The sequence below is a fragment of the Paenibacillus sp. FSL W8-0187 genome, from assembly GCF_037969755.1.
In the GTDB taxonomy this organism is placed as follows: Bacteria; Bacillota; Bacilli; order Paenibacillales; family Paenibacillaceae; genus Paenibacillus_AQ.
The window spans coordinates 3,619,842-3,633,797 of sequence record NZ_CP150206.1; the positions used below are offsets into that span (position 1 = coordinate 3,619,842).

Here is a 13,956-nt window from a genome sequence, read left to right on the forward strand (position 1 = left end):
CGGTCGTTTAGTTTTTTAGTCAATGATTCTTTATTAGGATCCTGGAATACCACACAAAATAATTACGTAAAATAATAATTTGACGAATAATTATAAATAAGTTACTCTGGAAACAAGGGAGGTTGGCAATAAGTGGATAAAATTGCGAAGCTGCATTATATGAAACGCGTGGAAGCCAAGAGTGCTGAGCTCCCGTGGTACGTGACCGAATACATCGATGGCCGAAAACGCAAACTGTCGCATACGACGCTGCTGAACTACTGTCACGATTACCTCATCTTTTTTGATTGGCTTGTATCAGTTAAATCGAACATTCATGATCGCAAAAACATTGAAATGTCCGTACTCGAATCGCTGACCGTCCGTGAAGTCGAAAATTTTCTGTATTATTTGGAATATCAATTGGATAACAACAAATATACGATCAACCGGAAGTTGTCTGCATTAAAATCGCTGTTTGATTATCTTCAAAACAAGGCCGAAACTCCGGATCTTAAGCCATATATTCAGCGTAATGTCATGGCCAAAATCGACTTTAATCCAATAAAGGAAAGCCAGGAAACGATCGCTTACCGAATTGAAGGCAAAATTTTGCGGGAAGACGATCTCGAGAAGTTCCGCCAGTTTGTGGCTCATGATTTTGGGGAACTCCATAAAACCAATAAACGTTTACAGCGCTTTCATGAATTTAACCGGGAACGGGATACGGCGATCGTTTCGCTAATTCTCGGCTCCGGACTGCGTTTATCCGAAGTAGCGGGAATTAACATCGAGGATTTGGATATGAACAAAGGCCAAGTGCGTGTGCTGCGTAAAGGCAATAAAGAGCAATATGTATACTTTAGCCAGCAAGCATTGTTGGACCTGGAGAGCTATTTGAAGATCCGTGAAGCTAGGTATAAACCGGAAAAATCGGAAAATTACCTGTTTATAGCAGCGCCGATCGGACGCAAAGGCCAAAGCCGGCGGTTGACGCCAAGATCGATCGAAAAGCTGATTGAAAAATACGCTGCAGCGTTTGGTAAGCCGGCATTGACGGTGCATTCCTTGAGACACTCATTTGCAACACGTTATCATCGTGAGAACAACGACGTGCCGAAGCTGAAGAATCAGCTGGGACATTCGTCGATTCAGACAACGATGATTTACACGCATTTAACAGATGAAGAGATGAGAAAAGCCGTCAATAATATGGATAAGATGAAATTATACGATTGATGCAAAAATGGCCGTTGCACGGTCGTTTCTTTAATACTTTTACACAAAACTCGTATTTTGTACATATGTCACTAAAGTTATATAACCCCTTTGTATTACCGATTTCACATGGTTTGTGTCACAATCTATTTATCTCCACATACTCAGCAGATCTATTCAGCAAAACTGCCCTTTAGAATAATGAATTTGCATGGAAACCCGTGTTTTGACAAGAACTTGATAATATAAATATATAAAGCCGCATAATCAGCGGCTTCTATTGTTACTATGTTTTTGTCACCCGACGTCGAGATACTTGCACTAAGGTTTAATTGCTTTCCATATATATTTCAGTTCCTTAACGGCGATTTTTCCATTTATCGTGTTCTCACCAATCTTCCGTTCCAATTCTTCTTCATACTCTGGAAGAGTAAAGTCTGGATTCCCTGGAATGCAGGATAAAAACTTGGCAAATTCAATTCTATTTGGGATATATGTAATTGCTTCATTATATTTTTCGATTTCAATATTTTGAAATCTGTTTTGATGTAGATAATCTTCAACTTTATCTACACTGTTATGAATTCCAAATATTGTTCCACCAGATTTTAAAATTCTGCTATGATTAATAATTGAAGTTGGTCCTCGTCGATCATAAATCAAATCAAATTCACCATCCGAAAAAGGCATTTCCTCTTTTGTGGTAGCAAAAACAAATTCAACATTATTAGTATTACTTGCCTCCAGTAACCCCAAAGCAATTTTTAACAACTCAGTGGAATTATCAAATCCAATAATTTTTTCCGCATGCTCGGACATTTTAAGAGTAAATTCACCATGACCACAACCTGCATCCATTACTGAGTGAAATCTAGGTAACATCTCTACAAGTCGTTGTTCAAATACTTCTTCGGCTGACTTTCCTTCAGTAGAAGATATATATCCTCCTTTATATCCGCCATTTCTTTTGGCTATCATGTCGTACCATTCTACACTCATTGAAGTACCTCCAAAGGTTTATTTAGGTTTGCAGCCATTTCCTATAACATCTTTGTATTCACACCTTCACTGGCTTAAGCGTGCAAGCGCGGGTCCGACGGACTTAGCCAGTGCAAGGTTGGCCGGTTGCCCCACTTCCCTCTGCCGGACCAAGGGCGTCAGCTCACAGCGTGAATATGGTGTTATGCGAAGTCATCCCTTCTTGTATATTAATACGTTCTCTACCGGTGCTGCGTTATCCTGCCCGTTAGTTGAACAAAAAGCAGCTGATCATGGCCAGCTGCTTTTTTATATTTATTTAACTATCGTTCCCGGTAGTTCAATATTATGCGTATTATGCCATATTATACGTTACGAATGATTCTTTTTGGGCTGGGAATAATTACGTAGTAACTATAGAGATATACCGCTTGTTTTCCCTCTAACTTCTGAAGAGCAAAAAGCCATCTAAATACAAATTCCAAACACTTATTATACAAGGGGTAAGTTCGAGCCCAGTCATAGCTACGATGTTGCTCAGGGTACGTTTACCATCTATGAACCTTAGCATACTGTACTCGTTCGGCGAAAGAAATCTGCGACTGGGCCAGACCGGATCTTCCGAGATGGCCAGCAATCGAGTTACATCAAACCTGACCGACGAAGTAAAATACGGGATGCAGTTTTCATTGAGGGAATTGATTTGAAGTTCCTCCGCCAATCGCGTGGAGTAAGGCTGCATAAGTTTTTCATATAATTCGTACTGTTCGCCTTCAAACATTGGTGGATACCACTGAGGAGTGCCCGTTGTTGTGCTAGCTGCGTACCACCCGCATGTACGTTTATGGGCCTCGTATTGTTCAGCAAATCGACTCGGCTTGTAAGCAACAGAATTTAATGAACCTTTACTCATCGTAGCTAGACTACTTTGTACATCTGTTACTACCTGTTCTAAATTTTTTGTTAGAGCAGCTATACTAAAATGTTGACGTGCATAATTGGCGGCTTGTCTTCCGATTTTCGTACGTAGAGCCTCTCTTTGCAATAAAGTAATTACGAAATCTATCCCTTTGGCCCAATCCACACGTATTCCACGTTTTGTTAGTACCGCATCTACAAAATAACCTGTTAGATCATGCTGTACAACATCCTTGAATCCCCCCCATTCAGTACAAACAACCGGTGTACCACAAGCTGCTGCTTCTGCTTGAGAGAGTCCAAAATTTTCACGATGGTAAAACCCAAGATTAGTCACCACATCTGCAGCAGAATACATTTGAGCCAGTTCTTCACCGAAAAGTGGGCCTACAAATCGTACACGTTGTGTTAAACCAAGTTGATCTGCTTTTTGTTGCAACCACTCCTTATAATTGGTATTCCGGACCTTAAACTCTCCCAGTACAATATCATCTTCTTCACCGATTATACAAAGATGAACATCAGGGATTTCTTCACTAACAGAGCGTAATATTTTTAGTAAAGCGTGGACATTCTTCTGTATGTTTAATCTGCCAACAAATATTAATAGCGGGGAATGAACTGGAATGCCGAATTTATTGCGTATATCCATTTGTTCATCGACACTTCGAGGATAAAATATTTGCTCGTCTATGCTAAGCGGTATAACCCATTCCTTTAATGTGCTCCATTCTGTCAATTGTCTCCAAATATATTGGTCTGCTTTACAACTAAAGAGAATCCCATCATAAGGACGTAGTAGTGACTGCCAAGGAAACAACATTGCCTCTGCTCCTTTGGGCATGGCTCCTCCAGCAAACAAAATCGCTGGACAAGTTATGCCTAATACGTCACGGAGATTAAGTGCATAAGTACTGGATGGATATAAATCTGCCCAGAGGATATCTATGCTTTTAAGAAATGAAGTCATGTTTTCCCGCTGATTAGGTTCACCTTCTGATTGTGCATACGGGATAACCACCATGTTTTCACGCAATGCATGCGAAACATCTCTGGCTACCCTGCCCATACTCCACAATTTCCCCATTTTCTTTGGAGCCGTAGTCCATGGGTAATCCCCCCATAACATACCTATACGGGTTTGCCGGCTGAATACCAAAAAAACACCTCCAGACAATAGTTCACCATATATATTTACATATTAATATTCAAGGGATACTTTAAATTACCTGTTCATATCATTGTCTCGTTGCCTATTATGTTTATCTGCCAATTAGCTTAATGAAATTGCATGGAAACATAATTAGATACTTATCTAATCGGTAATCGGACCATGTTCTTGTCCTTTACGGCAATCGGTACAAGTTCTTGTCCCAAGCCAAGGACAAGAACTTGTACCGATAAAACAAAAAAGCCGCTAAAATAGCGACTTTCAATGGGACAATGTTTCTGTCCTCCGACAACAAACGAATGATTTATTTAGCTCTACTCTTTTATCATTTTAAATAAAAAACTGATCCCACTGATTTATTTAATCAGTGGGTTTTTAGATTTGAATTGATTTCCACAGGCTGCCGAAAATATCAGTCGGCCAACGGGTCTCGGACGTAGAATTTTTCTTTTATTTGAGCGATACAGTTCTCAACTTCATCAATAGATCCAAGATTTCTGTACTCAATTGCATAGTCCATAGCTGTATGTGAACTACCGTAGACAAGCAGCCCTCTGTTAATTTTCGACAGCATCTCGTTTATATAATCCTGATTACGTCTCTCTAACCTATTCAAAGTGTCTCTGTGCTTTGTATACACATATACCGATAACGATATCTTGTCCTTGTACTTTGACGACAGGTACTCCTGCAAGGTCATATCTCCTTGTTCCTTCAAAAACCCAACTAGTCGCAAATCAGAAAGATAAACATACTTGGTTAATACTCGCAACGAGATGTCATCACTGGCTTTAAAGACTCTATATTCCTCCCTATTGGAAACGGCTGCTTCGACGATTCTCTTATACTTGGAGAAAAATTGCTCGATGTTGAGATTGATCACATCTTCTCGCATCAACTCGAGCTCTTTATCGTATGAGTCATCATCTGGAGAAAATAATGTTTGGTAGTAATTAAGCTCACCGTCCGAGTCTGCGATAATATCTTTGAAACGATCTGCGAACTTATCTCCGTAAGTAATTCTAGCGTGGTTACCTTTTTCTAATAGCCTCTCCAAGTAGAGTGCTTCCTTTTTCTCCATAGCCTTTTGCTCGAGAATTCGAAGAACATAGCGTAGCCTGTCCTCCATATAAAACTCTAAACTATCTGTTACTAGCACAAAATAATCAAACGTTCTGCATTTTCTTACTCTAACACTGGATATTGGGATAGAGTTATCTCTTGGTTCATGATAAGTGAAGTATTGCGTTCTATCATACCCACCCACCATGATGGTTCTTGGTGTTTTAATGTAGTTAAATTCAATAGATAACTCGGACTTCTCCAAATCAAGAAAGTACAAAAGACCTGTTTTATCGTAAATATGCTCATCGAATTTAACTGTTCTTCTGGCATCTGTAAAATCCCTAGCTGACGAGAACTTCATAAACTTAGCCTTGTCAAAAATCCAGAAATCCTGTATGTCGACAGACTCATATAAGTTGTGGCGCTCTTCCCACTGTGCAATGGTCATTTGACTGTGTTGAAACTCGAAAGCCCACTTTACTCCTACATACACACCATCTATATGCTCTACATATACATCTGCTATTTGTCCAGTGGTGGGTATATGCATTTCATATTGCACAAATGCAGTAGGAAACATACCCCTTAGCCATTCGTACAGAATGGTCTTTCCTTTTATATGGCTTTTTGTTTCAGGCTCGTGACCAACATATTTACACTCTGCCACACGATGTGCAAAATGGGATATGTTAACGTTACCATTCTTGAATATTACATCTCCCCCACAGTTAGGGCAAAATATTTGATGATCCTTTACCAACTTAGCGACAGCTTCCGCATTACAGTTTGTTGAAATCAAGGTCTCTTTACCAGCTGTTATACATCTTAACAAATTAACTCCCCCATATCTTTATACCCATCGTAAGCACTTATTCCTCGTTGGTGTACTATTATGGGTATGTATCGATTAGTTCCAGCTCACGGCATTTCGCTTAGCCCCAATGCAATACTGTGGTGTTCTTAATTACATTTATAACATAATAAACCTGCAGATTAAATCTGCTACACTGAGATTTATATTGTGTCAAAAAGAGGAGTTTTGCTTGTTCTTCCGTTGTGTATTCTTCCTTATGCTAATAATAAAAAAGCCGCTCGAGCGAGCGACTTAACCTTGATTACAGTCCTATAAGTACAGATACGTAACTACAATTCTTGGAGATTGTTTTCTTTAGAGTCTCTGAGGTTTTTCCCATGTATAAGATTTATTTGAATGATTCAAACTGTGTTTTTATCCATATCTTATTCTGTTCAGCTATATACTGTTCAGCTTGAATTAGCAATTCTACTAGTTCCAGTTTTGACATCTTCATATATCTTCCCTTTACTCTTTGAACATCACGATCAATTTTGATATGAGTGTAATCAGTTTCACTAATTCGTATTTTTTTAGTTTTACTCTTTGCTGCCTTGAAATTTGAATATTTTTGATAATAAGCATAGAGTTTATCATTGTTTTTGACGCTATTAGGATGTATACCTTGGCCGGAAATATCTAATTGCTTGGATCTTGCGGCTATATTTCTGTATGAAATCGGCATGGAATCTTTTATGAGTGAATCGACTGCTTTCTTTCCTAGCCTATATATTCTTTCCTTAGCTTCTTTATTGTTATTTTCTAGCCAAGGTTTTTTATTAGTGTTTGATTCGAACTCTGGGTTCATAATGTTCATCCCTTTGATAACGTTCCATTAACTCAATTTCTTTGAGTTCATTCTTCGCTCTGTTTTTGGATATCTTCATTTTTTTAGCTTCTAGAAGCATGCCATTCTTGTTAAACATCGCTTCACTTTCTTCTGCCCATTGTAAGTAAGCTTTTATCTCTTGTTTGAACTCAGGTTGTGGGACTTTTGCTGCACATCCAACACAAGCTAACTTAGTGGGACAGACAGAGTCAGTGGTACATATCCCTCCCACAACCTTTGACAATGTTCCGACCTTCTCTTTGTAATCATCATAAATTTCTTGTAATTCATCTGGACCTCTAAGGATACCTTTTTGAATATCTACAAATGAAACCCAATTGTCGTGTAAAGAATCAATTGTGTCTGATATTTGTTGATGTGTAGGCGCTGAATAATACTCTGTAACCGAGAGATCCTTTTGATGTAAAAGGGATTTAACAATATCGATTGGAACTTTTTCAGTCTGAACAGCATGAGTAGCAAATGCATGTCTCAGTAAGTGGGATTTTAAGACAACTTGGTTTCCTTCACTCGTTTGAATAATAAGGCCATGAAGTATAAATCGAATAATTGCGTTAATCGTGGACTCATTTAAATGGCGATTCTGATATTGAAAGACATAACGTTTGTTAATCATGAGATGCTTACGAGTCGCTAGTGAATATTCTACTTCTGGAATAGAATCTGACTTATATGAATCCTTTAAGAACTTGATGATTTCATTCATATATTGGAACACTTGTTCAGGCATGTAGTAGTTCTCTTCTTCTTCTCGTCCCTTTGGTATCAATCTGAAAATGTAGTTTCTTCTTGAAGTATCATTATGATTATCCACCGTTACAATACAACATTTTTTATCATAACTTATTTGTAGAAGTTCATTCATCCGAGCACCTGATGATGTTATGATATCTAGAGCAAATCTTGCAAACATACAGGCTGCATAAATGGGTTCAAGATTTATTAGCTGTTTATCAAATTTTCTTGCGTTTCTGACAATATAGACACCTTGAGTCAATAATCCAGGATTTCTATGGAAGAACGGAGCTTGGCCACTTTCGGCATTCTCATATCCCCATTGTTTTAGATATTTGACAATTTCATCGCGTTCATCTTTACTAACATAATCATTCGACCAAATTCCTATTAAGCGACGCTTTAGTATATCTAAAAACCATAAGCCGTCACCTGGAGAACCATCTTCTAATTTTTCTGCTTTGATGAACTCCAAAAAAACTTCATTTTCAGTTGATGTTCCAACATCATGATATTCTCCAAAGCTGATTTTATCCCACAAGATGAAGTGCCAACGTTCATTCGTATATTCTGACTCTTCATAATTAAACTCTATGGGTAAAGTTTTATTACTTTGTTTTGCCTCTTCTAAGACGTCTTGTACAGCTTCTCGAAGTCTCTTGACCTGATTCCACCTAAAATGCGCTTCAGCTCTTATTTCGGGTAATAAAGGCGTCACAGCCGATGTTTCAATTTTTCTGTTTTCTTTGGCACTAACTATAGCTTTAGTACGTGCAGTAAAATCACGATTATCGAAAGGCAATTTTGGAAGAAGAAATTTTTGAAGTGTATTCTGTTGTTCTTTTGTGAACTTTGTTGTTATCCATTTAGACATATTAAAGAAAAAGCTGTTGTATGCAGTTAGAAAAGATTGACGTTGACGCTCAGTATGGTTATTTAAAAGTTCGCCTGTTAAATATTTTTCAATAATAGAATAATTGAATTCAGCCATAGTTGATATTTCAGCTGCTTCAAATAGATTTTTGAATCTTGCATTTAAGTTGCTCAACAAGTTATAAATGGACTGAGGTGTTAATCTCCTATCAGTTACACATAAAAGGCTGAGACCAAGATGATTCTGCCAAGGAGTTCCTAATACGTGCTTAATAAAATATTTCAGAGAAACTTCATCGACTTTGTTCCAATAATATTCTTCCTCATAATCCTGGAGTGCTAATAGCTCTCCGTCTATTTTGCCAAGCAACAAAGGGTACCATTTCTTCGATTCAATCTCAAGTGTCATTATTAGTCCATTCCTTCAAAAAGATCATTTAACCAGTCTTCTTTAAAGTCAACATCTTGAATGGTAGCTGTTTTATTGACTGGTGGTTCTTTTCTTCTTTTTTTATTTTGTAGATACTCTTTTTCTCTTATGGAGTATGTTCGGATTAAGCTCTCATGTAAATCACGATATTTTTCTTCATCATAAATATGCTCATAGACATCAATAGTCTCAGCATCTCTCCACTTCATATAACCAATAAGTTGCTTCTTTTTTTCTTCAATTTCAGCTTGTGAATTCGATGTTTCATAAATCCCCTTTAGTCGTGATGTTACAAACCAATGTCGCGCTTTATGGGGATTTAATTTTATGTCTGCATAACATATGATTTTTGACCAATTATTATAAAATGCCGAATATGTATATTTAGTTCCTCTTGTTGACAGAAATATGGGCTCTTCATCTGCTAATTTGTCAAACTTCAAGGTTGTATCAGCATGTTTTTTTCTATCCATATTCACATATCTGATAAGAAGCTTTAATGTATCTGAAGAAATACGTATGAATTTAATTCTTCTTTTAAAACTACCTTTATTAAAGGTTGAAAGTTCGAGTTTATCTAACCGGTTACGATAATCGCCGATCGTTAAATCGAGTATTTCTGAGATCCGTGCACCAGTTTCAAATAAAAAACGTATAATTACCTCGTCACGTAAAGACCAATTAGCTTTTTCTCCTGCGTTGTATATTCTAAAAGGTAAGTCCTTATCTCCAATAATTTCAGGAATCCATTCTGTATTAATTAACTTAAAGTATGAATCAGTGTGGGCTCTGTACTTAGTTGGTTCTTCAGTACCTGCTATTTGTGGCATACGCCGACGATCCCTTCTCTCTCCCTGCATATCAAATGAATCGCTTAGAAGTTCTACATTTACGAGTGGATTTGAGTGATTATACATTTCTAGACGAATCATAGCTTTATAAAAAGATTTAACTGCTGCTAGAAAATGATTCACCGTTTTCTTACTTTTATTGGTTAGGTACACTTGTTCATATTTATCTTGATCCCTGACTTTACAACCTAATTCCTTCTGGAGATATTGCTTTATAGCAGATTTTATTGCCAAGGGAGAACCATCCCACTTCACACGTTCACCCATGTAGAGACTTTTGAATTTCAGCCAATAAAAAAAAGGCTCCATGACGCACAGGTACGAAAGAGCTGTGCTCTCACTTACTCTGCCTAGTTGATAATGATAATATTCCGTCAAAGGAATGAATGGTTGTTTATCATCATCAAATACCAATAATGAATATTTGCTCTCAACTTCAGGTGGACACAAATAATGGTTGAACTTCTTGATCACCAGTGTTTCCCCCATTCAAATTAATTTTGTTTATATTGATTATAAATATAATTTTGTGAAGATCTTAGCGGTAATTAATACCAGTGCATCAGCAAAGAGGACATTACATTTAGATGTATTGTCCTCTTACTTGTCAGCTCATGAGTTCAGTGATTTCTAGTGATAATGTTTTTGAACCGCTTAAACCTTTTAAATAACGTAAAGGCCCATTTGATGACCAGTCAATTTGTTTAAGCTTGGATACAGATTTTATTAATACAGAGTAATCCACTCGTTTCTTAGATTTGGTGATTTGCTTACTTAATACATTGCATCCAGCAATAGAAAGAGCATCCATACAAACTATATGAGTCAATCGATGTCCCGAATAATCTAGCCATTCTGAAGGGAATGTTTCTTTAACAGTTGTGTAGTAAGTTAATGCAATATTCAACTTTTCTTCTTTTGTTAAAGAAGTTAAATGTGGATCTTTAAAAAACAAATGTAAGGTTCGGTACAAATTTTGCAGTGTAATATGTCTCCCTTTGACTCGTTTTCCAATAATACTGCCAATTAATGCGAAAGGACTTTCTTTTCTCATTAACAATTCTGTAGCAACCCAGCTCAAATCATCAGAATCCCTACGTAAATATTTACTTAACGAAGGGCCAATTCCTTTTGCTTTAGTATTAATTGTATCGAACAATTTGATTTCTTCATCATCATCAAGAGAATGGAAAGCCAAGAAAGGAATAGTAATATCCGAGTTCGTCTCACTAACATACTTTTCTATGCCACCTAATCTATGTTGTCCATCCATGAGAGATGCTTTTCCTTTACATATCAATCTTCCATAATTAGGTCTCTGTCTGTCATAACAAGAAAACTCCCATTTACCGGATGCATTCAATAATACAGGAGTAAATAGTGCATCTTCACCTTTAGACAAATAAACAGCAAAGTCATGACATCGTTTAGGATCAACGGGACGCTGATATCCTTTACCATTTGGATCGTTATAAGGTTTAACAAACGTAAGGTTTAATGCTGTCAAAGCCGGTAGGTAACTTTGATAAACAATTTTGCCTCTCATCTTGCTTTGCAGAACATTTTCAATAACCTGGTTTATTGGTAAATTACTCATTGTGTCAACTCCACTGAATTTTTATATTTCAAATATAGAACTTATAAGTATTTTATTCAATGGTATTTATAGTTAGGTGATCTTTCTATATGCCAATGGCTTACCTAACCTATAAATTAGGTGGTGGTCAATGTGGCAAACCTGGCAATTTTAGTCGGGGAACGAATCAGACAAATTCGAAAAGATAATAAAATAAGCCAAGAAAAACTCGGAGAAATGGCTCAATTACAAAGCTCATATATTGGTGGAGTTGAAAGAGGAGAAAGAAATATTTCGCTTGAAACATTAGAGAAAATTATTAAGGCATTTGATATGCATTACGCGGAGTTTTTTAATTTTAGAGATATTGGAAACCCAGACAAACTTGGTAAACAAGAGCTTCTTGAAGTTTTTGTTGGAGAACTATTAACAAATGATATCGAGCAAATCAGAAAAATATATGATATCTATAATATTGTGAATAATAAATAAGTGATCACCCCGTAGTTCTACACAATGTATAACTCATACAATATAACTAAAATCCTAGCCATTCAAATAGTCATTGGCATGGCTCGATGTATCTATTTAAGTACATTAAACGTCGACTTTACTTCATTGTTGTTTGCAGGAGAGCTTAGAAAAAAGAGGCTAGTAGTCATGATTCCCATGATCTACTGCCTCTTTTAATCTCACCTCTCTCTTACCGAAAGACCTCTATTAAGTGACGATTTGTGTTGTACGGTGTACCTTTACTTGTTTTTCTACCTGTCTCGGCAATCAATATCAGATTGTTTCTAGCTCTCGATGAGAGAACGTAAAGTAGCTTTTTTGATATTTCATTTTCATCTGTTTCACGTGAGAATATGTTATTCCAATGAGGTAGGTATCCCCATAATAAACAGAATCCTATAACCGTATCATATTCAAGCCCTTTACATTTATGAGAAGTGATAAAAGTTACTCCTCCCGTGTTAGTGAATCCATTTTTATACACAGAAATAGAATCTCCAATACCATTTCTTTTCTGCTTTTTGATGCACTTACTCTCGAATTCAGTTAATTCCACTTTGACATTAGAATATAAGTTAATATCGATATTTAACTTATCAAAAAAGTACATAAATCCTTCTTTTAGGTACTCTATGCCTAATACAGATGTAGAAGAAAATGAATTAGTGATTTTCAAGATCTTTTGAAGACTGAGAGTCGAAAGCGAAATGTGAGGTATTTTTTCTGTTAACGATTCGAGTAAATTATTTGCCCATCTTAGACGCAACACTACCTTATCTGGTGCAGGAGAAGATAAGAATAATTTTGCAAGATGATAAAACAAGTTATTATCATCTTTGCAAAGAGGGGAAAGTCCAGCAGCATCCAAAGGTATATTTGGATCTAATTGTTTTATAGATCTTGCTAAATTTATTAATTCCTGCCATCGAGGAGCTATCAAAGCAATTTCTTTATACGGTATACCCTTATTATTGTGTAATTCATAAATTGTATCCCTGATAAACTGCGCTAAATTCTCAACCGAAACATCCCTGATTAAGGAGATGTGTGAAGTCTCAGCTTTGTTCTTTCCTTTTGCCTCAATAGGGTCTCCATAAATTTGAAAATTTTTATATATATCAATAATTTGCTGAGTAGACCTATAATTGCCGTTCAGACTTTTCTCATGAACATTATAACCACCAATACAATCCATAATTTCTTGTCTAGTCTTTGAGATTCCTCCTAAGGTTTGATAGATACCTTGATTCGGATCTCCTACAATCAATAGTTTTGTTTTATTATCACGAACTTTTATAATTTCTCCTACTATCAAGTACTGTAATTCCTGTGTATCTTGATACTCATCAATAAGAATCCATTTAAAAATGGTTGATAAGTTTTTCGCTATCGAAGGATTATCAATTAATATTTTATAGGAGTAATACAATATCAAGTCATAATCCACTAGTCGTTCTGTTTTTAATTTGCGATCATATTCTATAAGAATTAACTCATTTTCATCGTTAAGATTAATCAAATCTCCATTTTGATTACGTCGAGTATTAAATTCTATATTTCTCAAGCCTGATATATCTAATATATTATTTTTGATTTCTTCGACATCGTCTTCATCCAAGAAAGTATAACCATATTTAAGTTCTTCTAGAACATGAGAAAAAGGCCTAATTATCCAATTTGTACAGAAGGAATGTATAGTCCCCCCCCAATAAAAATGGTCATCAGCACAATTAGCCTCTAGTCTTAACGCTATCTCTTCTGCAGCTAAATTTGTATATGTAATCGCTGCGACTTTCTCATTCTTCTTTAGCTTCATCCCCTCATAAATCAACTTGGCTACAAGTGTTCTTGTCTTTCCACTACCGGGACAAGCAATAACAAGCAAATTGTCATTATATTCTACAATTTCTTTTTGTTCTGTGCTTAAATTATTCAGGAGAAACAAA

The 13,956-nt window shown here is 36.4% G+C and carries 10 protein-coding genes; 2 read left to right on the forward strand and 8 right to left on the reverse strand.

What is annotated here, in order from left to right:
* Positions 1–132 precede the first annotated feature (132 nt).
* On the forward strand, positions 133–1,218 hold the full coding sequence (xerS, locus tag MKY48_RS16225) for a tyrosine recombinase XerS (RefSeq protein WP_215162769.1): 1,086 nt from the start codon (positions 133–135) through the stop codon (positions 1,216–1,218).
* Positions 1,219–1,518: 300 nt separating this feature from the next.
* On the opposite strand, the gene MKY48_RS16230 is transcribed toward xerS, so the two are convergent.
* The 7 genes from MKY48_RS16230 to MKY48_RS16260 form a co-directional block, all read right to left on the reverse strand.
* Positions 1,519–2,196: a class I SAM-dependent methyltransferase gene (locus MKY48_RS16230; protein ID WP_339293430.1), complete on the reverse strand. Its 678-nt coding sequence runs from the start codon at positions 2,194–2,196 to the stop codon at positions 1,519–1,521.
* A gap of 421 nt (positions 2,197–2,617) precedes the next feature.
* Complete coding sequence (locus MKY48_RS16235) at positions 2,618–4,252, reverse strand: glycosyltransferase family 4 protein (RefSeq protein WP_339293431.1); 1,635 nt, start codon at positions 4,250–4,252, stop codon at positions 2,618–2,620.
* A gap of 424 nt (positions 4,253–4,676) precedes the next feature.
* Positions 4,677–6,161: a competence protein CoiA family protein gene (locus MKY48_RS16240; RefSeq protein WP_339293432.1), complete on the reverse strand. Its 1,485-nt coding sequence runs from the start codon at positions 6,159–6,161 to the stop codon at positions 4,677–4,679.
* 370 nt (positions 6,162–6,531) lie between these two features.
* Positions 6,532–6,990, reverse strand: a complete 459-nt coding sequence (locus tag MKY48_RS16245; protein ID WP_154959256.1) for a hypothetical protein — start codon at positions 6,988–6,990, stop codon at positions 6,532–6,534.
* Entirely contained in the window at positions 6,962–9,049 is a 2,088-nt protein-coding gene (locus MKY48_RS16250) for a site-specific integrase (RefSeq protein WP_339293433.1), read from the reverse strand. Before MKY48_RS16250 ends, MKY48_RS16245 begins: the two co-directional genes overlap by 29 nt.
* A gap of 2 nt (positions 9,050–9,051) precedes the next feature.
* Positions 9,052–10,395: a site-specific integrase gene (locus MKY48_RS16255; protein ID WP_339293434.1), complete on the reverse strand. Its 1,344-nt coding sequence runs from the start codon at positions 10,393–10,395 to the stop codon at positions 9,052–9,054.
* 133 nt (positions 10,396–10,528) lie between these two features.
* Positions 10,529–11,518: a DGQHR domain-containing protein gene (locus tag MKY48_RS16260; RefSeq protein WP_339293435.1), complete on the reverse strand. Its 990-nt coding sequence runs from the start codon at positions 11,516–11,518 to the stop codon at positions 10,529–10,531.
* Between the two features lie 132 nt (positions 11,519–11,650).
* Between MKY48_RS16260 and MKY48_RS16265 the strand changes: the two genes are divergently transcribed.
* Positions 11,651–11,989, forward strand: a complete 339-nt coding sequence (locus MKY48_RS16265; RefSeq protein ID WP_339293436.1) for a helix-turn-helix transcriptional regulator — start codon at positions 11,651–11,653, stop codon at positions 11,987–11,989.
* 211 nt (positions 11,990–12,200) lie between these two features.
* On the opposite strand, the gene MKY48_RS16270 is transcribed toward MKY48_RS16265, so the two are convergent.
* Complete coding sequence (locus MKY48_RS16270) at positions 12,201–13,955, reverse strand: ATP-dependent helicase (protein ID WP_339293437.1); 1,755 nt, start codon at positions 13,953–13,955, stop codon at positions 12,201–12,203.
* Between the last annotated feature and the right edge of the window lies 1 nt (position 13,956).